Source organism: Parabacteroides sp. ZJ-118, assembly GCF_011038785.1.
In the GTDB taxonomy this organism is placed as follows: Bacteria; Bacteroidota; Bacteroidia; order Bacteroidales; family Tannerellaceae; genus Parabacteroides.
The window spans coordinates 66813-89998 of the sequence record NZ_JAAKDT010000004.1; the positions used below are offsets into that span (position 1 = coordinate 66813).

Sequence of the window (23186 nt, forward strand, 5' to 3'; positions counted from 1 at the left end):
TTTTTGATATTTTGCATATAAATATTCGGCATATTCTGCCATTTTGCAAATAAAAATGATCATATTCTTGTTATTTTTCCATTAATCATTATCTTTGCCGCACACATTTTACAAACTCAAAGCACAACAAGTATATGAGCTATCTTATTAAACCCGCAGGGTATAAAGCCTTACTTAACTTATCCCAGACTGAAATGGGAATCAAGAAGATCAAGGACTTTTTCCAACAAAACCTCTCATCCGAGCTGCGCCTAAGACGCATAACCGCGCCTTTATTCGTACTTAAGGGCATGGGTATCAATGATGATCTTAACGGGATCGAGCGAGCCGTCACTTTCCCTATCAAGGATTTAAACGACTCTAAAGCGGAGATCGTACACTCACTCGCCAAATGGAAAAGACTGACTCTCGCCGATTACCACATTGAAGAAGGTTACGGCATTTATACCGATATGAACGCCATCCGCTCAGACGAGGAGCTAGGTAATTTACACTCTTTATACGTGGATCAATGGGACTGGGAGCTTGTGATGAGCGAAAGCGAACGCAATATCGATTTCCTCAAGGAAATCGTTCGCCGCATATATGCCGCTATGGTTCGTACCGAATACTTAGTTTACGAGATGTTTCCTCAAATCCGCCCGACGCTCCCCCAGAAGATTCATTTCATCCATTCCGAGGATTTGTTACAAAAATATCCTACCTTTATGCCGAAAGAGCGGGAAGATGCTATTACCAAGGAATACGGGGCCGTATTCATTATCGGTATCGGATGCTCGCTAAGCAATGGAGAGAAGCATGACGGACGTGCTCCGGACTACGATGATTGGTCTACGATCGCTGAGAACGGACAAATCGGGTTGAACGGGGATTTATTGGTTTGGGATGATGTACTAAACCGTTCTATGGAACTATCCTCTATGGGCATCCGCGTCAATAAGGAAGCCTTGCTACGCCAGTTGAGTATTCGCAAGGCCGAGGAGAAAAAGGAACTCTATTTCCACAAACGCCTCTTGAACGGTGAACTTCCGCAAAGTATCGGCGGAGGTATCGGACAGAGCCGGTTGTGTATGTTCTATCTTCGCAAGGCCCATATCGGAGAGATACAGGCAAGTATCTGGCCGGAGGAGATGCGCAAGGAAGCACGTGCGGCAGGAATGATGCTTATTTAGTTAACAGCCAACTATTATATTATGGATGTAAAGATTGAAGAAAGCTGGAAAAAACGGTTAGCCGACGAGTTTGAAAAAGATTATTTCAAACAATTGACCGATTTCGTTAAACAAGAATACCACCAAGGTACTGTTTATCCTCCCGGTCCTTATATGTTCAACGCTTTTGAGCACTGCCCGTTCGATAAAGTGAAGGTCGTTATCCTCGGCCAAGATCCTTATCACGAGCCGGGACAGGCGCACGGACTCTGTTTCTCCGTGCAGGATGGGGTACCGTTCCCCCCTTCCCTCATCAATATATTCAAAGAAATACAAGATGACTTAGGGCATCCGATCCCGACAACCGGCAACTTGACTCGTTGGGCAGATCAAGGCGTATTATTGCTGAACGCCACGCTCACGGTACGAGCGCATCAAGCCGGTTCCCATCAAAATAGAGGCTGGGAGACCTTTACCGATGCTGTTATTCATTGTCTGACCGCTGAAAGAAGCCATATCGTTTACCTATTATGGGGTTCCTACGCACAAAAGAAAGGTGCTTTCATCGACCCATCCCGTAATCTGGTTCTTAAATCAGCCCATCCGTCTCCACTTTCCGCTTACCGAGGATTCTTCGGAAACAAGCATTTCAGCAAAGCCAATGATTATTTAATCGCGACCGGGCAAACTCCCATCGAATGGTAATAAAACGAGTTAACAGTTGACAAGTGACAGTTGTCAACTGTCAACTATTAATACCATTGCTGCCCATCCCTATAATTACTTCTCTTATCATACTTCAAGTCTTTCAATAAAGCAGAGCTTACAGCGATACTGAACGTATAGGATTTATAAGGGCCGACCGGAACGAAACTAGCCGTCATTTGCCAACAGTGCAAGTTACGAGTTACGTTACAAGTCATATAAGAGATCTTCTTTGCGTCGAAATCATAAGTAGCGTTAAAGTTAAAACGCCAGTTCTTTGTCGGCTGGATATTCCCGTTAAAGCTCAAAGAGTGAGTCAAGGCGTAATCATACTCCCGTTTAGAACGATTAAAATCACCATACCGTAAGCTCAAACCATAACTAAACGAGAGGCTCCAAGGAATCTTGGAAATTAAATAGCCATCGGCATCTGTCTCACCGGTCTCTTTCTTTTTGCCTAACAGACGGCCATCACTTTCCTTATTCTCGCCATCTCCTTCTCCATCCGGGTTCAGGACATCCGGATCCGCACTCGGATCCGTAGAAGCCGATTGATTTCCGGATTTATCCGATGAACTATCACCTTCTCCAAACAACTTCTTAAACGTATCATTGTTAAACGTATAGGAAAAACTAGTACTAGTCCCTCGCAAACGACCAATACCCTTTCCTGCTTTCCAACGGGGAATATCGACACGCCGCCCATTCTCATCGTAAGTATAGGTATCGAACTGACCATTTAAGTTCAATGTATAGCTCTTGGATAATTTCAAACGTAAACCGACACTCAAGTCGCTCCATTTAAATGAATCCGCCGCCATATTATAACTCATACCTAACGATAACTTATCAATCAGACTAATTTTCTTGAATCCGGTAGAGTCCTTATCCGAACGCACCTTCATCTCGATATTGTTATTTACGTCAAAACTGATATTTCCTTGTTTTCCCGTTCCCGGGACGCCGTACATATTATGAGCAAACGGGGAATACGTATATTCACGATCCTCGCCATTCGCGTCTTGATATACATAGGTCTGATAAAAGCCAAAACGAGAAGAAGCGAAGTCTGGCTGGGCGCTTACCGTAATAGACGGTTCGAAACGGTGACGGATCATCTCAACCTTATTACCCAAGAATGGCAACGGTTTGTAAAAACCATACAAGGTAGTAGAAGCAGAGATAGAAGCGTTAAAATCGTAAATACGATAAAAACCATACGTAGTGTCACGGGCTACCAAAGCCTGTTTCTGCGCATCATATTCCTGTTCGATCTTACTGGTGTACCAACGTTCCCTATAATTGAAAGAGGGAGAAATGTTCAAATACTTGAGCACGGAGAATGTAGCGCTTATCGGAATCGAGTGCTGCATCGCATTCTGCCAATCTTTGATCAAATTCGATTTGAATAATAAGTTCTCTTTTGTCGTGATACTATTACTAAACGTACCGGAATAACTCATGGAGATCTTCTCATACCAGCGTTCCTTCCCTACTGGATGTTTCCGCTTGAAAGGGAAGATACGGCTCATCGTAACCGTCATGCTAGGCAAGGTCACGGCGATAGAAGAATCACGGGTCGTCTGGTTTATACTCATCGTACCGGAGATCGTGAACGGGTTGTTCGGGAAACGTTTCGTTACGTTGATGGATGAACTCTTCGTATTCTGGTTCACATCGGCATACCCGTTTGCGTTCGGATATAAACTGTTTTGATTATTGCGGTCATACGAGGAGGTCGAAAAGTTTACGCTCGCTGAGAAAGACAGATAAGGATTCGCTTTAGGGTCTTGCGTATGCGTCCAGTTCACCTTGAAGTCCTTGGATAAACTATAGTCCGGCAAGCCCTTATCTCCCAATTTCGTCACCAAATAAGAAGCATTAAAACTGCCCGAGAATTTATAGCGTTTGCGGTAGGCGGACTTGGCCGACAATCCCCAAGATCCTTTCGTGTAAATCTCTCCCAATAAAGCCAAGTCCATATAATCGCTCAAGGCGAAATAATATCCACCATCACGCAAGAAGAAACCTCTAGTAGACTCGTCTCCGAAAGTCGGCATAATGATACCGGATGAATATGTACTCGAGAACGGGAAGAAGCAGAAAGGTAATCCGATCGGATACAACGGCACGTCCTCCAAGACCAGATAGACCGGCCCCGTTACGATATTCTTTTTCGGGCGCACCTTCGCCTTGGTCATCTGGATGTAAAAGTGAGGATGCCCATGCTCGTCGCAAGTCGTGTACTTACCACCCACCATGTTCAAGATATCCCCTTCCATCTTTTTCGTTCGCCCAGCGGTAACATATCCTTCGCCCTGCTGGGTAATCACATCTGTGATATATCCTTTCTTGGTACCGAAATTATACCGCATCGTCTTCGACTCATACTGCTGATCGCCCTCCTTAAACAAGGGATAGCCAAACTCCTGCCCGATAGAGTCAAGCCCAAACTTAGCGAACACGATGCTACTATCCATATTCATCTCGATCAATTCGGATTGCAGCTCGATATTCTGGTATTTGACATCGCCTTCCCCGTAAAGATATGCCCAGTTGCCAGCTGTCATCACGATAGAATCGGCCGCTTGATAATTGACCGGAGCATCTAGCCCGGTCTGCTTTTCTGGAATCGAATCTCCCGCTAACGTTGTACTATCCGTAGGAGCCACCCAGAGAGAATCAGCCTGCGCCACGCTATCGGCGGGAGCGACAATCTCCTGCGCCTGCACGCCCAAGCCTCCCAAGAGGAAAACGAATAGAATGATTAGGACTTTATATATCAAAAACATTACTTCGTTCTTTGCAGTGTGTTATAGCGTGCAAATGTATAATAAATAAACGAGCCCCTATGCTTTTATTCCCCTAAAAAGAGTTTACACCAATGTTCGAACCGCTCAACGGTCTCATTCCCATACTTGGATAAGCCCTGTTTTATTTTATCAGCCGGTTTCTCTTTTGTCAATTTAGTCTTGCTAAAGAACTTATCGGCGAAACAGATCAATTGTTCTTCCCATGACACGGGACGCATATCCCGACGCGGAACAGGCAGGTTCCGTTCTTCGATCATGGCAAGCGAAAGACCTGTTCCCGTATGCCTCTCGCAAACTAAGGCGTGGCGAGGATATCCCTCTTTCCGCATTAAATCGGCTCCCAGATAACCATGGCAGATATAATCGGCCTTCCCATGACAATCGATATCCGGAGCGTTACACAAAAAGATCCCTATGTCATGCAGCATCGCCGCTTCCTCAATAAAAGTCAGATCCAGATTCATCTCCGGATGCAGACGAGCCAACGCCAACGCCTTATCCGCCACGCTGCGGCTATGAGTCACCAAGATCCGGTAGGCATCCGAACTTTCCGGATAATATTTCTTTATTATATCAAGGGGTTTCATCCTATTTATTTTTTTTTGCGAGACAAAAGTAAACAATCCTCATTGATACCCTTGGAACCAATTTCCCAGTTCCAGATCTTTTATATCCGCGCCTGTTTCCCGTTCGCCTCTCAGATACTCAGAGAAGTAATCGACCATCCGCCAGTAATAATACTCATTATAGTCATCAAAATGATGACGTTTCCCCGGTACGATCAACATATCAAAGCGCTTGCCTGCCTTGATCAACTCGTTCACGACAACAATGGTATTCGCCGGATGCACGTTATTATCGATATCTCCATGGATCAATAACAGATGGCCTTTCAAGTTCTTCGCCAATTCCTGATTGGTCGGGATGCGAATATCGAACGAGATATTTCCCATATCATCCGTGATCTCCTTTACCCCATGGTGTTTCTCTCCCCACCACCGGTTATAAATGTTATTGTCATGATTACCGGCACAAGATACCGCCACCTTAAAGAAATCCGGATAAAGCAGCATAGCCGCTGTAGACATGAAACCGCCACCGGAGTGTCCGTGTATGCCGACCCGGTTGATATCCATGAATTTATATCGAGCGCACAACTGCTCGATAGCCACTTTATGATCCGCCATCGGATAATCGCGCAAATTTCCATATCCATAATTGTGATACCACTTAGAGCGACTGGGGTGCCCGCCTCTATGTCCCATGCAAACCACGATAAATCCAGCTTGCGCCAAACGATCCGTACGAGGATTCATCGGGATGTAGCGAAAGAAAGTCCCCTCCTGTTGCGGTCCGGGATATACATAGTTAACGACCGGATAGACTTTCGCGGAATCAAAATCAAAAGGCTTATACATGATGCCATACAAATCGGTCACCCCGTCGGCCGCCTTTACCGAAAAAGGCTCGGGGAATTTATAACCTGCCATGAGTAATTGGGAGAAGTCACTCTCCTCCAGGGTCATCAATCGGTTGCCTTGGTTATCATACAATGCCGTAGCCGGGATCGTATTGACACGAGAATAGTTATCCACGATATATCGCATGGATTTATCCATGGAGACCAGGTGGAAATAATCGCCCGGAGTAATCAGCCTTAAGCCCGAACCATCCAGATTCACCCGGTACAAGTGCTCGTAATAAGGAGTCGTATCTCCCTTTTCCCGGGCATTCGCCTTGAAGTAAACGACACGGTTCTTGCTATCCACATCCACGATGGCGTCCACATGCCAAGGCCCTTTGGTGATACGGTTTTTCAAGTTCCCTTGCGCATCGTATAGATACAGATGCGCCCAACCATCCCGCTCGCTCCAATGGATCAATTCCTTACCCTTATCGGTCATCGCTAGCGGGCGGGTTTCCATCGAGGTATTTAAACGTTCCTCAATGATTGCTTTTACCGAATCCTCCCCAATCGTATACGAACAGATATCCACCCGTTTCATATCCCGGCTGACACGGGTCAGGTAGAAGGTCCGGTTATCTCCCAACCAGATCGAGTTCCGGATGAGTCCCGTACGTTCTTTATCCGGCCTGGAGGCGAGATTGATGGTTTGATCTTTAAAACAATCTACCCGGATCTCTTTCCGCTTTCCGGCATTCTCCAAATCAAAGAGATATAAATGAACGATTGGAGAACCCGCCTCTCCCGGCATCTGGTATTTATAGGTCTCAAGTGTGGGGCGAGGTTTGGCGATCGAGTTAATCACCCATAAATCTTGCACCGCACGTTGATCCGACAAGGTCGCGGCGAAATAACGACCGTCGGGAGACCAGTTTCCCATTACATATTTCCGCTTATGGTCACATAAAGTATCGGTATTCAAGAAGGTCTGGGGCATGCCAAAGCCAAAATCTTTTTCGCCATCCGTAGTCAAGGCAATCTCGGATATCGTCTTATCCTCCGGGTTCTTCGCGGCTTTCTCATAATCCGCATAACTCATGACATACAAGTTCAAATCTTTCGCGAAGACTACCCGCTTTTTATCCGGCGATATATTCGCCCAACGGATTTTAGCCGGAATCTTGTCTTTCGTAATCCGGGTCAACCGGGAGGATGGATAATCATACGAGAAAAAATAGTCTCCGCCCGTACCCTTTATCGAGAAGGTAAACGTGCGATCATCTTCCTTTAAGCGTAAATCTTCGATAGGAAGTTGTTGTCCGGTAAAAGGTTCTCTCACGATCTCGCTTATCTGTGCCGCCAACTCATCCCGATCGAATAACAATCGCTTGTTCCTCGCGTCGGGGTCCACCAGATACCAGTTTGTCCCCTCACTTGTCTTATACGCGTACCAGAATTTGTCGCTATTATTGAAATAATTGGGGGTAAGGGTATAAGAGAAAAGTAACTGTTCCGCGTTCGACGGGGCGAAACGGCGTGCTCGCGTATATTCCGGCAGGACATCTTGCGCATAAGAGACTGGAACTAAGGATAAGCCCCAAAGTACCGCCGCTCCAAAAAGTATTTTCACATTCATATTCGTAGTATTGTCTGTTATTCGCCTCAAAAGTATAAACTTTCCGTAAAAGAGATCGCCCTATCCTCCATAATCTTCAAATTTCTCACGAACATTTCGTACTTTCGCGATCGGTATACAGCGATATATTACATAATGCGTATGAAACAGATCTTTCTATTTCTAGTCATTCTTTTTAGCCTGACACCAACGGCCGGTGCACAAAACGCCCCGTTAAAGCTAGGTGCCGAGCGGATGGATGTCGTCACTCGTTTGCTGAAGGATAAGCGGGTCGGATTAGTGGTCAACCAGACTTCCATTCTGGAGAAACAGCAAGTCCATTTGTTAGATGCGCTAGTAGCGGAAGGCGTAGACGTCAGGAAAGTGTTCGCTCCGGAACATGGATTCCGGGGAACCGGTGACGCCGGGGAGGAGATCAAAGATAGCCGGGACTTGAAAACAGGCATCCCCATCATCTCTATTTATGGAAAAAACAAGAAACCGTCCGCCGAGCGACTGGACGACCTCGACGTGATCGTTTTCGACATACAAGATGTGGGCGCCCGTTTCTACACCTATATCAGCACGATGCATTACGTGATGGAAGCCTGCGCCGAAAACGGCAAAGAGTTTATCGTGCTAGACCGCCCGAACCCGAATGACTTCATAGACGGGCCGATCCGCCAAAAGGGATTCGAGTCTTTCGTAGGCGTTGACCCGCTCCCGATCTTGCACGGCTTGACCGTAGGGGAATTGGCTTGGATGATCAATGAGGAAGGCTGGCTGAAAAGTACGCCCGATACCTGTCGGTTAAAGATCGTGAAGATGGAGAATTGGAAACACGGAGATCCCTATTGGCTGCCGGTCAAGCCCTCTCCGAACCTCCCGAACGACCAGGCTATCCGCCTGTATCCGTCGCTTTGCTTTTTTGAGGCTACAAACGTTAGCGTAGGAAGAGGGACCTATTATCCGTTTCAAGTACTGGGCTTCCCGGATCCTAAATACGGGGATTTCACTTTCACTCCGGTCTCCCTGCCCGGATTCGATACCAATCCCTTGCAGAAGGATAACGTATGTTACGGCATCGATCTGCGGGAATATCCATTCGAGGGAGGATTAACCTTGCGGTTCTTCCTCGACTTCTACAATAAGGCGGGGAAGGATCAGGCCTTTTTCTTCTCCCGTCCGAACTGGTTCGATTTATTGGCAGGCACGAAGCAACTCCGCTACCAGATCGTAAGGGGCTTATCCGAGAAAGAGATCCGGGAAAGTTGGAAACCCGAGTTGGATCAATACAAGGCTATGCGTAAAAAGTATTTACTTTATCCGGACTATCCCACTCAAAAATAAGACCGGCTCAACCTCTTGCCGTTCATCTCCGCGCGACACCCCATTCACCCCTGCCAGATCCGAGAAAGAAGCCACCACCGCTTCCTTGGATTCACGCCGTGCGAACAAACCGACACCTACCCAAGGCAGGCAAATGTGAGAAAGGCCTTCTCGCGTTAACTTCTCTCCAATACGAATAATACATTACCCTCTTGGTCTACCAACAGCATCTCATTCTCATTTTTTCCGGCCTTCACGGAACGGACTTGCTCCATCGATTGAAGCACGCTCGTCTCCAAATCCATATTCGGACACGCCATCATAGTCGTAGCGCCCGGAGCGATCGTAATAGAAGATACATCTTCCGGATCCAGCGTGATCGTCGTATTGAATATGTTACAGCCTGCATTTCCATGTAATTTCTTCTCTGCCATATTGAAGTCCATCTGTGGCAGAGCTTCGTCCGGAACTTTCTCGCCTTTCACTTCTACCACATTCCATTCACCTTCCAACTTCTTCACATCTGTCTTGATGTCTGAACAAGAAAACATCATCCCAACGAAAGCGGGAAACAAAAACGCGTTAAACAATACCTTTTTCATCTTCATCATATGCTTTTATAAAATATCTATTGTAGTAGTAAGACGCAAATAGAGGGCAAAATGTTCCCAGGAACGCCCTGTTTTAGCTTCTATTAACAGAATAGAACCGGTTTTCTGCCCAAACAGCTTTTTTACGAGCCGGCGGAGGTACAGCGCTTTACGTTAAACACACGGTTCTTTCATTTAGATGCCAAAATCATCCTGTTTATTTCTTTATGATTATTTTTATGGGCAAATCGTGACAGCTACGTTCCCGGGATCGGTCAAACCAGAAGCCAAGAGGAGTCACAAAACGCGCTTTTAGGTGAGCATATCCCTGTTTTCAGGCACGAAAGGGGACGAAAGCCTACAGGTATAGTCATGTTGGGCGACACAAATACTGCCGCTGGGCATTATAAACCATCAAGAATAGGGTTGTAAACCGCCATGAATAGGCATTGTAACCCCGTTAGAACCCAGTCGTAAGCCTATGAAATCGCCCAAAGAGGTCAATGGATACGCTTTCGGATGAATGATTTTCGCTAGAATGAAAGGGCACTTTTCGGCATCCATCTAAAGATGAATCGATTAAATATATTTTAACGCAGAATTGAAGGCGACTTGTCCCTTAGCCCGAAAGAATCGATTCTCCGGGACTTCCGTTGACAAAATGTCAAAATGTCAAAATGTCAAATCGCGTACGGAACATACCGGCAAGAATCAACGACAAGGCGCGGGAATGGGTAAGGGATTTGTGGGAATTGTATGAAAAGGGTTGCGGTTTTTACATAGAGTTTCCATACATTTGCAATCGGGTTGAATAATTGTTGATGAACAAACAAAGGCAAATGGACAAGAAACTACCTATATGTATCGTATTCGTCATGTTGATGAGTTGTCTCTCCTGCGGACAGCCCCAACAGCCCGCGGAAGACGCGGACATGGATACGCAGTGGGTGGATAGCTCACGACATCTGTATCAATACGGCATCTGTATCGATTCCTTGGACGTAAGAGCGTATTTGATAAAAAACGGGGACAATCCCGCCTCCATCTTCTCCGCGCTGGGCTTCACGGCCTTGCGGGCAGACAGTATCTGCAAGGCATCCACCCCTGTCCTCGATCCCACGAAACTACGGGCCGGCATGCATTATTACACATTTTCCACAGTAGACACCTTAGAGACGATCCAATATATCGCCTTCGCCAAGTCGCTGACCGATTATGCCGTAATCGACTTGACCGGTGATACGATCAACGCTTATGCGTTTAATAAGCCGATCACCCTCAAGAAAAAATATACGGAAGGCGTATTGAACTCTTCCCTATGGAACGCGATCAAGGCCAACGGAGGAGATCCGTATCTGGCGATCAAGCTATCGGATGTGTACGCTTGGCAAATCGACTTCTTTGACATCAAGGATGGAGACTCTTTCAAGGTTCTATACAATGAGGCCTACATCGACGACACCACCGCCTTGGGCATCGCCTCTATCGAGGGGGCGATCTTTACGCACCAAGGCAAAGCGTTTGTAGCGATTCCTTTCACCCAAGACCGCATCTTCGAATACTTCGATGAGGAAGGAAACAGCCTTCGCAAAGCGTTCCTGAAAGCGCCATTAGACTTTTTCCGGATCACATCCCGTTTTACGAACGCCCGTTTCCACCCGATCCTCAAACGATACCGAGCGCATCATGGGGTTGATTACGCGGCACCCGTCGGCACACCGGTACGCAGCATCGGGGCGGGCACGGTCATCGCCAAGGGATATCAAAACGGCGGGGGTAATTTCCTGAAGGTGAAACATAACTCCGTATACACCACGACTTATATGCACCTAAGCCGCTTCGCCAAAGGAATCCAAGTAGGCAGCCACGTGCAACAAGGCCAAGAGATCGCTTATGTGGGTTCCACCGGACTCTCCACCGGGCCGCATCTGGACTTCCGTGTCCACAAAAACGGGCAGCCTATCGATCCGCTAAAGATGGAAGCTCCCCCCTCTGAACCGGTGAAACCGGCCTACAGAGACAGCTTCGCTTGGGTCAAGCGGCAAATCTTGGCGGAAATAGACAGCTTTCATGTAGCCACGGTCCGCAAAGCATCTGTTACCTATGAGAAAGATAGTATCAACCATTTAAATAACTAGCGTATGAAATTCTTGGGGAATCTAGCATGGTTACTCTTCGGAGGGATTATAACAAGTGTAGAATATCTGGTATCCAGCCTGATACTAATGGTAACGATCATTGGTATACCCTTTGGCCTCCAGACCTTAAAATTAGCGCTACTGGCTTTATGGCCTTTCGGCAGCCATGTCGTAGACGCGGGGAACTCGGGCGGCTGCTTATCGCTTATCATGAATGTGATCTGGATATTCATCGGGGGCTTTTGGATTTGCCTTACGCACCTGGGATTCGGCCTTTTGCTATGTATCACGGTCGTCGGCATCCCTTTCGGCATGCAACATTTTAAGATGGCAGCCTTAGCCTTGGCTCCTTTCGGGAAGAACATCCAATAAGAGAACGCCCGACTTTTCCGTAGAAGACAGACATCCGGCAAGAATTTAGGCTAAGATAAGGTATTCGTCCACACCTCCCCCCATGGGGCTTAGGCGTGTTATAGCTCGATCCGGGAAACCGAGACCGGAGTATTCATGAAGAGAGAGGCCGCCTCGGAAAACTTCTCTGCCGACTCCGTGGTGAGAAAACGGCAACTTCCTCTCTTCGTGAGTTTACGATCCATTTCCGGGTGACGCCGTAAATAATCCCGCAAACTCTCCGCCACATGCTCGCCTTGCGAGAATAGAGTGATGCCGGGAGGAAGAAAAGCGCGGATCTTATCGATCAGAAGAGGATAATGAGTGCATCCCAAGATAAGCGTATCGATTTGCGGGTCCGCGGATAATAGATGGTCGATGTGCTTTTTCACGAAATAATCCGCCCCCGGGGAATTAAACTCATTATTCTCCACCAAAGGGACCCACATGGGGCAAGCCTCGCCTGTCACTTGGATATGTGGGTACATCCTGCCGATCTCGATCGTATACGAATTGGACGCAATCGTACCGCTCGTACCTACGATGCCGATATGTTTGGTACGGCTGATTGTATCCACCAGCTCAACCGTAGGACGGATGACTCCCAACACACGGCGATTGGGATCCCATGCAGGCAAATCTTTTTGTTGGATCGTACGCAGCGCTTTCGCGGATGCCGTGTTACAAGCCAAGATCACCAATTGACAACCCGACTCAAACAAGCGCGATACCGCCTGACGAGTAAATTGATAAACGACCTCGAACGAACGAGTACCATAAGGTGAACGTGCGTTATCGCCCAGATAAATATAATCATAACCGGGCATCAGCTGATGGATCTTATCGAAAATCGTCAGTCCGCCATAGCCGGAGTCAAAAAGGCCGATCGGACCGGGAGTTTGCGGGAACATATCAGAAACCTTTCTTTTATAACGTACAAAGGGTGCAATCCTTTCGGAAAACACCCTCTTTTTATTCTACAGAAAAACTTTCCCGCCAATTACAAACCGAGTTTCGTACGAACAAACGGAGTAGCGTCTACAGCGTTGGTACCCGTATAAAGCAACGCCGCCGGATCAATGATATACGTATATCCCTTCTCCTCGCCTACCTTCTGGATCGCGTCGTGCAACTTCTGCTGGATCGGTTGCAGCAGTTCCTGCTGTTTCTTTTGTACGTCTTGCTGAGCTACCTGAACAAAGTTATCCATACGTCCTTGGATATCTTGAATCTCTTGCATTCTTCTCAACTTGATATTTTCTGTCAATGAATCTTGCTGCGCTACGAAGTCGGCATATTTCTTTTGGTATTCATCTTGCATTTGCTTCAACTCAACTCTATATTTCTCATTCAAGTCCGCCATTTGCTTTTCCATACCAGACACCTCCGGCATAGCCATGAACACCTCTTGCGTTTTTACAAACGCAATTTTAACTTCCTGAGCGAAAGCTCCCAACGGGAGAATCATCAACAATAAAACAATAAGTTTCTTCATTTTTACTATCTAATTACTATGTTATTAATCAAGCTTTCACACCTCTCATGCATAAAGCGCACAAATGTAAGCATTTATTTTGAATATCCTAACTTAATCAGCACTTCATTGCTGATATCGATCTTCGGAGAAGCGAAAATAATGCTCATGGCTGAGGCTCGATCCCAGACTACTTGATATCCCTTGTCTTCCGAGATTTCTTTCACCGCGTTATAGACCTCGTCTTGAATCGGCTTCATCAAACTCTCGCGTTTCTTATATAACTCACCCTCAGGACCGAAATATTTACGTTTCAGATCTTGTGCCTCTTGCTCCTTCTTCACGATCTCTTCCTCGCGTTTCGTTTTCATCTCGGCGGAGAGGAATACCAGGTCGCTCTGATAATTCTTATACATATTCTGAGCTTCTTGTTGAATCGCTTCCACCTCATTTTGCCATTTCTTGGAAACTTGGCTCAACTGCTCATTGGTCATTTCGTAAGCCGGAATATTCTTCAATATATATTCCATGTCGATTAAAGCGAACTTCTGTGCCATGCCGGCATAAGAACAAAGCAGCATCAGACAGCTCAATGTGATAATCTTTTTCATACTCTCTTTATTTATAGTTCTACTTTATGACTGCAAATATAACAGAGGGTTTACTTACAGCCTATCAATATTCGTTAAAAGTATTTATTTAAATGCAGAGACGGGACGCCCCCCATCTCTGCATACGAAGCTGTACCCGATCTGTATTTTTAGAATTCCTGTCCGATGATAAAGTGCAGGTTACTACCGCTACGTTTACCATTATTACCATAATTCGGTTCGTCGAAACCATAAGCCCAGTCAAGTCCCATCAAACCGATCATCGGCAAGAATATACGGACACCGACACCGGCGGATCGTTTCAAGTTAAACGGATTGAAATCCTTCAAATCGGTCCAAGCGTTACCAGCCTCGACAAATACCAATCCGTAGATCGTAGACGAAGGCTCCAGCAAGAACGGATACCTCAATTCCATCGCCAAGCGAGAATAGGCGTATCCATACGAGCTGTAACCGCCATTACCGGCGATACTGCCATTCTCATAGCCTCTCAATCCGATCGTTTCCTGCGCGTAGGTACTGGAGTAACCGCTCATACCGTCCCCTCCCATATAGAAGGTCTCGAACGGAGATTTCTTGTTTTTGTCGTACGTACCCAAGAAACCATACTCAACACGGGTCATCAACACCGGCGTACGTTTCACCGTCAACGGAGCCAACGGAGAGAAGATCTTCGCCTTGAACTTCCATTTATGATACTCGATGAATTTATACTTATCCGGGTCTGAGCTTGACATCGACGCATAATCCTTACCATCGAATAAAGAGTAAGGAGGCGTAGCCGCCACGGACAACATAAATTGTGACCCCCTACGAGTATACAACGGGTTATCGATCGAGTTACGTTGCAACATCAACTCCAGGTTGATATTATGGCAATTCCCGTTATTAACCAAGAAATAGTCCCAATCGTGCATCATATACAACTGATAGTTCAACGTCGCCATAAACTGGAAGTAGTCGTCCGGCCAATTCAAACGTTTACCATAACCGGCCGCCAAACCGAACATCATGATAGACTTATCCGGGTCGTAAGCGTACTCATAACTATTACTGTAACCATAGTTGCCATAATAATTGCTGCCATAGCCATAACCGGGATAACCATAACCGGGATAACCGTAGCCCGGATAACCGTAGCCCGGATAGCCATAGCCGGAACTGAAGTAATTGCTGTTGATATCGGTTTGCTTTGAGAAATAAGCGCTGACAGACAATGTGTTCGGTCGTTTGCCGCCGAACCAAGGATCCATAAAGGAAATGCTGTAAGCCTGATAGTAACGTCCGTTTGTCTGGCCGCTCAAGGTCAATGTCTGTCCCTCACCTTGCGGGATAATGCCCTTATAGGTTTTCGGGTTCAAGAAGTTCTTCATAGAGAAGTTCGTAAACTTCAAACTTAATTTACCGATCACACCCGTCTGCCCCCAACCCGCGGAGAACTCGATCTGGTCATTCGCCTTGGAAACCAGGTTATACTCGATATCCACGGTTCCATTCTCAGGATCGGGCAGCGGCACCGGGTTCATATTCTCCGGGTCGAAGTGTCCCATCTGGGCCAACTCGCGGACGGAACGCATCAAGTCGTCACGGCTGAACAACATACCCGGCTTCGTACGCAACTCACGGCGAACGATGTCCTCATACAGACGGTCATTACCATTGATGATAATACGGTTGATCGTCGCCTGCGGACCCTCCTGGATACGGATCTCTAACGCGATAGAGTCATTCGCCACATCCACCTCCACCGGATCGGCGTTGAAGAACAAATAACCGTTATTAAAATAGACATTCGAAACGGCATCCTCATCCGTACTCAAACGTTCGTTCAACTTCTTTTGATTATACACCTCGCCCGGTTTCATACCCAGCACGGCCATCAAATAGTCCGTAGAATATTGCGTATTACCCACGAAGCGAATATCTTTCAAGTAGTATTTCTCACCCTCATCCACTTTCAAGAAGATATCCACCTTCTTCTCGTCAAAGTTCGCTACGCTATCGGACAACAACACGGCGTCGCGATAACCATGCTCGTTGTATTTGGCGATTATATTTTTCTTATCGTTCTCATATTCCTCGGTGGTAAACTTCTTCGTGCTGAACATCTCCAGGATACTGGTTTTCCAGTCGTTCGGCAAGCTGAACTTCTCGTTCGTCTTCTTCATCGCCTTCTTCAACTCCCGGGCGGTCAATTTATCGTTACCCTCAAAATAGATGCGATGGATCTTGGTCTTTTCATTCTTATCGATATTGATATCCACGATCACCTCGCCCTCATTCGCGGGATCGTCCTTTTGCTCAATCTCGACATCCACGTTCTTAAAGCCCTTGCCATCGAAGAACTTCTGGATCACGATCTTGGCACGGTCCATAACGTTCGGCGTCACTTGAAAACCTTTCTTCAAGCCCAGCTTCGCCTCCAAGTCCTCACGCTCGCCTTTCTTGATACCGTGGTAATTGACTTGCGAGATACGCGGACGCTGCTTCAACTGGATCTCCAGCCAAATCTGGTCGCCCTCGATTTTCGTCGCCAAGATCTTCACGTCCGAGAACAAACCATGTTTCCAAAAACGTTTCACTGCTGTAGTGATCTCTTCCCCCGGTACGGTAATCGCATCACCTACCGACAAACCGGAGAAGCCGATCAGCACAAAATCATCATAATTCTTGATACCCGTAATCTTTATATCCGCGATCTTGTATTTCTTCGCGGCCAACGAGTACGAAATGACCGGCACTTCTGCCGGCTCCTCAACTTGGGTAGTGTCTATTTCTTGGGCAAACGCACCGCAAGCGAAACCCAAGTAAATAAAAAACAGCACTATTCTTTTGTACATATAACAGCTATTGTTTATAAGATTAATTGCTCACTTGTCTTACCGAAACGGCGCTCGCGTCGCTGGTAATACACTATAGCCTCATACAACTCTTCTTCTCTGAAATCGGGCCAAAACACATCCGTAAAGAAGAATTCAGCATATGACAACTGCCATAGCAAGAAGTTACTGATGCGTTTCTCTCCTCCGGTCCGTATCAAAAGATCGGGATCGGGGATACCCTTGGTCGTCAAGTGATCCGAGAACATGGCCTCGGTTATATCATTGGGGTTTATTTTCTGCTCCAATACCTCTTGGGCGAGCGACCTGGCCGCTGTGGTAATCTCCCATCGGGAAGAATAACTTAGCGCCAGGACAAGTGTGGTTCCCGTGTTCGCCGAAGTCGTATCGATACATTCTTGCAATGTATCATAAGCATCCTCTGGCAAGCGAGAAAGATCGCCGATGGCGGTAAGGCGAACGTTTTTCTCCATCATGTCCGGAGTCTCTCGGTGAATGGCGGAGACCAGCAAGCTCATCAACGCTTGAACCTCTTCTTCCGGGCGATTCCAGTTCTCGGTAGAGAAAGTGTACAACGTCAGATATTTCAATCCGAGTTGAGTGACCGCATCCATAATCTTACGAACCGAAACGACGCCTTCCTGATGTCCGAAGCTACGGTCTTTCCCCTTCGCCTTGGCCCAGCGTCCGTTCCCGTCCATAATAATTGCCACGTGCCGCGGCAAGCGATTCTTGTCTATTTTCTCGATCAACGACATTTTTTATCTTACTAATATTCACTTATATTTTTCGCATTGTTACAGGTGCGGCACCTCGGGCCAAAATCCCATGTAACAGACAACAACAAGAAAGAGTACCAATCTTTGTTCTTAAGAGCGCTACTCTTAACACCATACGGATCATCCAGCAGATCCTTTCCCTCCAGGCCATCGCCAAATAACTTACGAAACGAGAACTCGCACCCTACATTGAGACGGTTCTTGATCTTATATTTCAATCCCGCGCCTAGTGGAATATTCGGACCGGCGAAAGTCTTCCCGCCACCCGGAGCCACCGTCAGCCCTATGCCCACCAAGACATAAGGAGAGAAACGCTTCGCCCCCGCATAGTCGAACTTATCGCTATACGGGAAAAAGTTGAATTCTGCCTGTCCTCCCAACTCCATGATACTACGGTTGAAAGAGGTTTGGGCACTGTTCGGAAAAACGTTCTCCATACCTTCGGTTTTACCGGAAACCTGTCCCCACATCAAATTGGCTTTTAAGGCCCAACGAAAGTTGATGTTATACCGGAACACCGCTCCCGCCGCAGGATTCATTCCTTTAAATATCATATTTTTATTGGCATCGCCCATATAAAAGGCGCCACCGGCCATACCACCGATCTCGTACTTATATTCCTGCGCCCAAAGCGTAGAGACCGTACCCACCAATAGGATAATTATGAGAAGCCGCTTATACATCTCCCATTCAACTTTTCTATTCCTTCGGAATCAAACGATTGATACGGCCCCTCCAAAGTTGATTCAAGTCGTTGGAGCCGGCACCGGTCTTTCCTCCGAAAATGTTCACGAAATTCTCTTTATCCACAAAGATCGAGGAGAAGCCTCTCGCCGCATAGTCAGTCGGTAGCACCACCATCGAGTTGATCAACGACCATGATATACCGCAATCTATCGATTGATACATATCTTTCAAAGCCTTGTTCGAAGCGTCGATACCTCCGATCAAGAAAAATTTATCGTCATACTTAGCGATCATCGCTCCCTCACGTTTCGTGAAGTTAGCGTCGCCGGAAGCCATCAACGCCCAAGAGATACCATCCATGGTCGCCCAAGTCGTATTAACCACTTGGTTGTCCGCGGTACGTCCGCCGGCGGTCATCAAATACTCATGATACATAGCAGCATATTGGAGATTGCCAAATCCGGTAACAGGGAATCCGCCGGGCACCGCATCTCCGGCGATCCATTCCATGGATTCGTTCATCGCATAGAACACGGGCTTTCCTTCCTGATCCACGATTGTCGCTAAAGCGGAGGGCTGTTTCGTACCCTGCTTCACGCTACCCAAAACGTATTTCACGGGAGGGGCATTCTCTACGGCGCTCCAAGTTAAACCATCCCCGGATCTATACAAAGTACCATTTGTAGCCGGCACATATAAAGCATTGTCATACTCGGTAATTTGGGAGATCAAAAGCCCATCGGAAGGCAGGCCGGTCAAAGATAATGACTGCCAGCCCTTAGGCGCGCTTACCGGAGCGTGATACAATTGGTAAGATTTACCAGACTCAGCGGGTTTCACATACATGAAGTAATTCTCCGATCCATTATAATCGCAGGTTACTACCTTCTGTTCCTTCACGGCAATGCCAATCATAGGATTCACGTACATACTCCAAACCATAGAATCGGGAACCACTTGATGGATATTCACCTGTGCCATATAGACCTTGGTCGTGACTTGGTCATACGCATGAACCACGAACTTTACCGGAGCGGAGAAATTAATGGAGTCCGATAAATCGTCTAAGTAATAAGTAGAGTCCGGATAAGCATACGGGCTTACCTCTATACCACTAAGCGCATAGCTGCTGGCTGCCGTAATCGTACAGACAACCTTCTCGATCTTCGTGCCAAAAGGTAGCGAGTCGATGTTAAAAATCCGTCCCGTCAGCTGGTCGATCGTAAACTTCACGGCATCCAATCCCGAGATAGAATCACTACTTAGTTTAAAGGAGGATATTTGGCAATTTTTAACCATTTCTATATCAGTGACATCTTCTGATTTCAAACAAGAAGACAACACTAATGCAAAACAACCTGTTATAAATAGTACTAATTTATTTTTCATCAAAAACATAAGTTTGTCGCATACAAAGGCACAAAAGTAGAAACATTTTTCGCTTTCACCCTAATACCTGCTAATATTTATAATATTTTAGTTGATTATATGCGCCTTAAATTCATGGTTATGATTTCTTATGCGCATGACAGAACGTCCGGAGATACCGCTAACAACCTCCTTCCCAAGCATCGGCGCATGTACCCCTTGATACAAGGAGACCGGGGCTGTTTCCACCCTCGCCTCGTCCCATAAATCCGCTTCCACGAAAGAATTAATCAACTGGGTTCCACCTTCCACCAATAAGGAATCCAACTTCCGGACAGCAAGATGATCCAGTACTTGCCGGATCACCGGGGCATCGAAATCAATCCGGATATACTCCACGTTCTCCCGGCTTTCCAGCTCTCTCTCCGTAAATATTAATGTGCGCAAGGAACCATCCAGTAATCGATAAGAATCAGGAAGGACGAGCCGGCGATCCAATACGACCCTGACCGGAGCATTACCGGACCAATGGCGCACGTTCAACGAAGGATTGTCCAATAAAGCGGTTCGTGTACCGACCATAATAGCCGCCACCTCCGAGCGAAGTTTATGCGCCAAGCGGGAAGTCTCCGGAGAAGACAAAACCGTAGGCGGCTCCGACACGTCCGTACGCAAACGGTCGATAAAACCATCCTCGCTCTGCGCCCATTTCAGGATAATATAAGGACGGCCCTTCATTTGGAGCGTCATAAACGCCTTGTTCAACGCTCGGGCTTCTTCTTCCATCACGCCTGTGACAACCTCGATGCCAGCTTCACGCAACATCCGCACGCCTCGCCCTGACACTTCAGGGAAAGGATCCAAGCAACCAACCACCACCCGTGGAATCCCTTTCCGGATAATCAACTCGGCGCAAGGAGGCGTCTTGCCATAATGGGAGCAAGGCTCCAGACTCACATAAATCGTACTGTCTTTCAACAAAGACTCGTCTTTCACGGAAGCGATAGCGTTCACCTCGGCGTGCGCCCCCCCGCATTTCCTATGAAATCCCTCACCAATGATACGGCCCTTGTGCACGATGACCGCGCCGACCATCGGATTCGGGCTGGTGTTTCCTTTCCCTCCTTTAGCCAACTCGATGCAACGAGCCATGTATTTCTCTTCAACCTCTACCATAATCTTTGCATATAAACGGTTTTTACACTATTTTCGCGATAAAACAAGAAAAGTATGACTAAGACCGTCGCCTACATTCGAAATTCCCTCAAAGACATTTATCCGCCCGGTGAGGTCCAAGCGCTTGTCCGACTGATCATGGAACATGTTTGCGGTCTTTCTACCCATCAACTCCTGTTTGGCAAAGGTAAAGAATTATCGGATACGGAGAACTTTAAAATCAAAGAGATTGTAGAAGGGCTGCGTTTATACAAACCCATACAGTACTTATTAGGCATAGCGGATTTTTACGGGATGGAGTTTAAGGTGACACCGGACGTACTGATTCCCCGCCCGGAGACTGCCGAGTTAGTCGAGCGGATCATCACGGACTACCGAGGCCAAGCCCCTCGTATATTGGATATCGGTACGGGAAGCGGCTGTATCGCTATTTCCTTGGCGAAACATCTTCCGAAGGCTGAGGTAGCGGCAGTGGATATATCGCCCGAGGCTCTTGCCGTAGCCGAGGAGAACGCCCGTATGAATCAAGTTGCCGTATCGTTCCTCGAATTGGATATCCTTTCCGAAGGTTATTCCGGTTTCTCTTGCAGGAAACCGGAATCCCATACGGAGGGGACCTTCGTTTCCCCTATAGGAAACTTAAACTGTATCGTCAGTAATCCTCCTTACATAATGAATAAGGAGAAAGCGACCATGGATGCGAATGTTTTGGAGAACGAGCCTCATCTAGCCTTGTTCGTCCCCGATGACGATCCACTTCTTTTCTACCGGGCCATCGCCCGCTTCGGACAAAGGCATTTGGCGGAAGGCGGGCATCTTTACTTCGAGATCAATGCCCTTTGCGGGAAAGAGGCCGTAGCGATGCTGCGTCAAGAGGATTACTCCGAAGTCGAATTAGTACAAGATCTATATGGGAAAGATCGTATCATAAAAGCGAGAATATGAAAGAGATAACCGAATCCGAAATGTTGCACCGGGCAGCCGCCTATTGTTCCTCCGCCGAACGCTGCATACAAGACGTGCAGAAAAAGATTGACGCCGCCAGACTCCCACCCGACGCAGCCGAGCGTATCATCGCCCGATTGCTGAAAGAGCGGTTTATCGATGAATCCCGCTACACCCGTTTCTTCGTGAACGATAAACTGCGGTTCAACAAATGGGGACGGGTAAAAATAGGCTACGAGCTTTATAAGAAAAACATCCCCTCCCCAATCCGGGAAGAATCGCTCGCCGCTATCGACGAGGGAGAATACCGCTCCATCTTACTCGATTTGTTAAAAAGTAAAAAGAAATCGACAAAAGGGAAAGACGAGCGAGACCTGTTCAACAAGCTACTCCGTTTCGCCGCCGGACGAGGTTTCGAAAGCCGAATCACGTTGGATTGCTTAAGTCAATTATTCAAAGGAACTGAATGCGAGGAGTATGCCGACGGTATGGAATAATCTGCTCAACCTGTTTTTCCCAAACTTATGTAAACTGTGTAAACGACCACTCGTCGAGGGAGAAGAACAAATTTGCCTGAAATGCCTATGCGACTTACCGCACACGGGATATCATCAACAGGCGAACAATCCCGTAGAGCAACTTTTCATCGGCAAGAACCAGATCGAACATGCCACCGCTTATTTACGATACGAGAAAGGCGGGAAAGTACAAAGCCTGATCCACTCACTCAAATACCATGACAATAAAGAGCTGGGTTATCTGCTGGGAAGGCAGATAGCTAGAGAGCTCAAAGCCGATCATAGCCCGATATGCACCGTAGACCTCATCCTCCCCGTCCCCCTGCATCCTCGCAAAAAACGACAAAGAGGCTACAACCAATCCGAATGGATCGCCTTCGGCATCCGTTCCATCTGGGATACCCCTATCGATACGCAAAGTCTGATCCGCATCACCCACACAAGCACCCAAACCCGTAAGGCCATTTATGACCGCTGGTTAAATGTATGTTCCATTTTTAATGTCATCTATCCGGAAAACTTAAAAGACAAACACATCCTGCTCATAGACGACGTGATCACCACCGGAGCCACGATTTCCGCTTGCGCAAAAGCTTTATCCGGAATTCCGGGCATACGCGTCAGTATCTTAGCCCTGTCTATCGCATAAATA

At 47.0% G+C, this 23186-nt stretch carries 20 protein-coding genes; 8 read left to right on the forward strand and 12 right to left on the reverse strand.

The genetic code is table 11. From position 1 onward, the window contains the following. Nucleotides 1–134 precede the first annotated feature (134 nt). Complete coding sequence (gene asnA / locus G7Y39_RS02695) at nucleotides 135–1172, forward strand: aspartate--ammonia ligase (protein WP_165154817.1); 1038 nt, start codon at nucleotides 135–137, stop codon at nucleotides 1170–1172. Nucleotides 1173–1193: 21 nt separating this feature from the next. Further along, entirely contained in the window at nucleotides 1194–1856 is a 663-nt protein-coding gene (gene ung, locus G7Y39_RS02700; protein WP_165154819.1) for a uracil-DNA glycosylase, read from the forward strand. A gap of 47 nt (nucleotides 1857–1903) precedes the next feature. Here the strand turns inward: ung and G7Y39_RS02705 are convergent, their stop codons facing one another. The 3 genes from G7Y39_RS02705 to G7Y39_RS02715 all read right to left on the reverse strand — a co-directional run bounded on the left by G7Y39_RS02705 (nucleotide 1904) and on the right by G7Y39_RS02715 (nucleotide 7710). Beyond that, the gene (locus tag G7Y39_RS02705; protein ID WP_165154821.1) at nucleotides 1904–4648 is read right to left on the reverse strand and encodes a putative LPS assembly protein LptD; all 2745 of its coding nucleotides are present in this window, start codon (nucleotides 4646–4648) and stop codon (nucleotides 1904–1906) included. Nucleotides 4649–4713: 65 nt separating this feature from the next. After that, nucleotides 4714–5256, reverse strand: coding sequence for an HDIG domain-containing metalloprotein (locus tag G7Y39_RS02710; protein WP_165154823.1), 543 nt, complete (start codon nucleotides 5254–5256; stop codon nucleotides 4714–4716). Between the two features lie 39 nt (nucleotides 5257–5295). Next, entirely contained in the window at nucleotides 5296–7710 is a 2415-nt protein-coding gene (locus tag G7Y39_RS02715; RefSeq protein WP_165154825.1) for a DPP IV N-terminal domain-containing protein, read from the reverse strand. Nucleotides 7711–7851: 141 nt separating this feature from the next. Here G7Y39_RS02715 and G7Y39_RS02720 point away from each other — a divergent pair, with 141 nt between their 5' ends. Continuing rightward, nucleotides 7852–9039 carry an exo-beta-N-acetylmuramidase NamZ domain-containing protein gene (locus G7Y39_RS02720; protein ID WP_165154827.1) on the forward strand — a complete coding sequence of 396 codons (1188 nt, stop codon included), beginning with the start codon at nucleotides 7852–7854 and terminating at the stop codon, nucleotides 9037–9039. Nucleotides 9040–9194: 155 nt separating this feature from the next. Here G7Y39_RS02720 and G7Y39_RS02725 read toward each other — a convergent pair whose 3' ends face one another. Next, on the reverse strand, nucleotides 9195–9620 hold the full coding sequence (locus G7Y39_RS02725; protein WP_165154878.1) for an META domain-containing protein: 426 nt from the start codon (nucleotides 9618–9620) through the stop codon (nucleotides 9195–9197). Between the two features lie 809 nt (nucleotides 9621–10429). On the opposite strand from G7Y39_RS02725, the gene G7Y39_RS02730 reads away from it, so the two are divergent. Both G7Y39_RS02730 and G7Y39_RS02735 read left to right on the forward strand, forming a co-directional pair. Next, on the forward strand, nucleotides 10430–11746 hold the full coding sequence (locus tag G7Y39_RS02730; RefSeq protein WP_370520348.1) for a M23 family metallopeptidase: 1317 nt from the start codon (nucleotides 10430–10432) through the stop codon (nucleotides 11744–11746). 3 nt (nucleotides 11747–11749) lie between these two features. Then, nucleotides 11750–12118, forward strand: coding sequence for a YccF domain-containing protein (locus G7Y39_RS02735; protein ID WP_165154831.1), 369 nt, complete (start codon nucleotides 11750–11752; stop codon nucleotides 12116–12118). 98 nt (nucleotides 12119–12216) lie between these two features. Here G7Y39_RS02735 and murI read toward each other — a convergent pair whose 3' ends face one another. From murI to ribD, 8 genes are all read right to left on the reverse strand, one after another. Continuing rightward, nucleotides 12217–13047: a glutamate racemase gene (gene murI, locus G7Y39_RS02740; RefSeq protein ID WP_165154833.1), complete on the reverse strand. Its 831-nt coding sequence runs from the start codon at nucleotides 13045–13047 to the stop codon at nucleotides 12217–12219. An 89-nt stretch (nucleotides 13048–13136) separates the two neighbouring features. After that, nucleotides 13137–13631 carry an OmpH family outer membrane protein gene (locus tag G7Y39_RS02745; RefSeq protein ID WP_165154835.1) on the reverse strand — a complete coding sequence of 165 codons (495 nt, stop codon included), beginning with the start codon at nucleotides 13629–13631 and terminating at the stop codon, nucleotides 13137–13139. Nucleotides 13632–13705: 74 nt separating this feature from the next. Next, nucleotides 13706–14221, reverse strand: a complete 516-nt coding sequence (locus G7Y39_RS02750) for an OmpH family outer membrane protein (RefSeq protein ID WP_165154837.1) — start codon at nucleotides 14219–14221, stop codon at nucleotides 13706–13708. A 149-nt stretch (nucleotides 14222–14370) separates the two neighbouring features. Then, the gene (gene bamA / locus G7Y39_RS02755) at nucleotides 14371–17061 is read right to left on the reverse strand and encodes an outer membrane protein assembly factor BamA (protein ID WP_165154839.1); all 2691 of its coding nucleotides are present in this window, start codon (nucleotides 17059–17061) and stop codon (nucleotides 14371–14373) included. Nucleotides 17062–17075: 14 nt separating this feature from the next. Next, nucleotides 17076–17819 carry an isoprenyl transferase gene (locus tag G7Y39_RS02760; RefSeq protein WP_165154841.1) on the reverse strand — a complete coding sequence of 248 codons (744 nt, stop codon included), beginning with the start codon at nucleotides 17817–17819 and terminating at the stop codon, nucleotides 17076–17078. An 11-nt stretch (nucleotides 17820–17830) separates the two neighbouring features. Then, on the reverse strand, nucleotides 17831–18523 hold the full coding sequence (locus tag G7Y39_RS02765) for a DUF6089 family protein (RefSeq protein WP_165154843.1): 693 nt from the start codon (nucleotides 18521–18523) through the stop codon (nucleotides 17831–17833). A 16-nt stretch (nucleotides 18524–18539) separates the two neighbouring features. Continuing rightward, nucleotides 18540–19925, reverse strand: a complete 1386-nt coding sequence (locus tag G7Y39_RS02770) for a DUF6242 domain-containing protein (RefSeq protein WP_206225140.1) — start codon at nucleotides 19923–19925, stop codon at nucleotides 18540–18542. Nucleotides 19926–20003: 78 nt separating this feature from the next. After that, nucleotides 20004–21071, reverse strand: coding sequence for a bifunctional diaminohydroxyphosphoribosylaminopyrimidine deaminase/5-amino-6-(5-phosphoribosylamino)uracil reductase RibD (gene ribD / locus G7Y39_RS02775; protein WP_165154847.1), 1068 nt, complete (start codon nucleotides 21069–21071; stop codon nucleotides 20004–20006). 54 nt (nucleotides 21072–21125) lie between these two features. Between ribD and prmC the strand changes: the two genes are divergently transcribed. From prmC to G7Y39_RS02790, 3 genes are read left to right on the forward strand one after another with little or no spacing between them, the layout of a single operon-like run. Next, nucleotides 21126–22016: a peptide chain release factor N(5)-glutamine methyltransferase gene (gene prmC / locus G7Y39_RS02780; RefSeq protein WP_165154849.1), complete on the forward strand. Its 891-nt coding sequence runs from the start codon at nucleotides 21126–21128 to the stop codon at nucleotides 22014–22016. After that, entirely contained in the window at nucleotides 22013–22513 is a 501-nt protein-coding gene (locus G7Y39_RS02785) for a regulatory protein RecX (protein ID WP_165154851.1), read from the forward strand. The genes prmC and G7Y39_RS02785 overlap by 4 nt, the downstream gene beginning before the upstream one ends. After that, nucleotides 22494–23183, forward strand: coding sequence for a ComF family protein (locus G7Y39_RS02790; protein ID WP_165154853.1), 690 nt, complete (start codon nucleotides 22494–22496; stop codon nucleotides 23181–23183). The genes G7Y39_RS02785 and G7Y39_RS02790 overlap by 20 nt, the downstream gene beginning before the upstream one ends. Nucleotides 23184–23186 lie beyond the last annotated feature (3 nt).

Bases quoted from the DNA above. Each gene is read 5' to 3' on its own strand.
- G7Y39_RS02745 (WP_165154835.1), bottom strand. From the start codon at position 13,631: ATGAAGAAACTTATTGTTTTATTGTTGATGATTCTCCCGTTGGGAGCT.
- G7Y39_RS02725 (WP_165154878.1), bottom strand. From the start codon at position 9,620: ATGAAAAAGGTATTGTTTAACGCGTTTTTGTTTCCCGCTTTCGTTGGG.
- G7Y39_RS02705 (WP_165154821.1), bottom strand. From the start codon at position 4,648: ATGTTTTTGATATATAAAGTCCTAATCATTCTATTCGTTTTCCTCTTG.
- G7Y39_RS02715 (WP_165154825.1), bottom strand. From the start codon at position 7,710: ATGAATGTGAAAATACTTTTTGGAGCGGCGGTACTTTGGGGCTTATCC.
- ribD (WP_165154847.1), bottom strand. From the start codon at position 21,071: ATGGTAGAGGTTGAAGAGAAATACATGGCTCGTTGCATCGAGTTGGCT.
- G7Y39_RS02735 (WP_165154831.1), top strand. From the start codon at position 11,750: ATGAAATTCTTGGGGAATCTAGCATGGTTACTCTTCGGAGGGATTATA.
- G7Y39_RS02710 (WP_165154823.1), bottom strand. From the start codon at position 5,256: ATGAAACCCCTTGATATAATAAAGAAATATTATCCGGAAAGTTCGGAT.
- G7Y39_RS02750 (WP_165154837.1), bottom strand. From the start codon at position 14,221: ATGAAAAAGATTATCACATTGAGCTGTCTGATGCTGCTTTGTTCTTAT.
- G7Y39_RS02770 (WP_206225140.1), bottom strand. From the start codon at position 19,925: ATGTTTTTGATGAAAAATAAATTAGTACTATTTATAACAGGTTGTTTT.
- bamA (WP_165154839.1), bottom strand. From the start codon at position 17,061: ATGTACAAAAGAATAGTGCTGTTTTTTATTTACTTGGGTTTCGCTTGC.
- G7Y39_RS02790 (WP_165154853.1), top strand. From the start codon at position 22,494: ATGCCGACGGTATGGAATAATCTGCTCAACCTGTTTTTCCCAAACTTA.
- asnA (WP_165154817.1), top strand. From the start codon at position 135: ATGAGCTATCTTATTAAACCCGCAGGGTATAAAGCCTTACTTAACTTA.
- murI (WP_165154833.1), bottom strand. From the start codon at position 13,047: ATGTTCCCGCAAACTCCCGGTCCGATCGGCCTTTTTGACTCCGGCTAT.
- prmC (WP_165154849.1), top strand. From the start codon at position 21,126: ATGACTAAGACCGTCGCCTACATTCGAAATTCCCTCAAAGACATTTAT.
- G7Y39_RS02765 (WP_165154843.1), bottom strand. From the start codon at position 18,523: ATGTATAAGCGGCTTCTCATAATTATCCTATTGGTGGGTACGGTCTCT.
- G7Y39_RS02730 (WP_370520348.1), top strand. From the start codon at position 10,430: ATGAACAAACAAAGGCAAATGGACAAGAAACTACCTATATGTATCGTA.
- G7Y39_RS02760 (WP_165154841.1), bottom strand. From the start codon at position 17,819: ATGTCGTTGATCGAGAAAATAGACAAGAATCGCTTGCCGCGGCACGTG.
- G7Y39_RS02785 (WP_165154851.1), top strand. From the start codon at position 22,013: ATGAAAGAGATAACCGAATCCGAAATGTTGCACCGGGCAGCCGCCTAT.
- G7Y39_RS02720 (WP_165154827.1), top strand. From the start codon at position 7,852: ATGAAACAGATCTTTCTATTTCTAGTCATTCTTTTTAGCCTGACACCA.
- ung (WP_165154819.1), top strand. From the start codon at position 1,194: ATGGATGTAAAGATTGAAGAAAGCTGGAAAAAACGGTTAGCCGACGAG.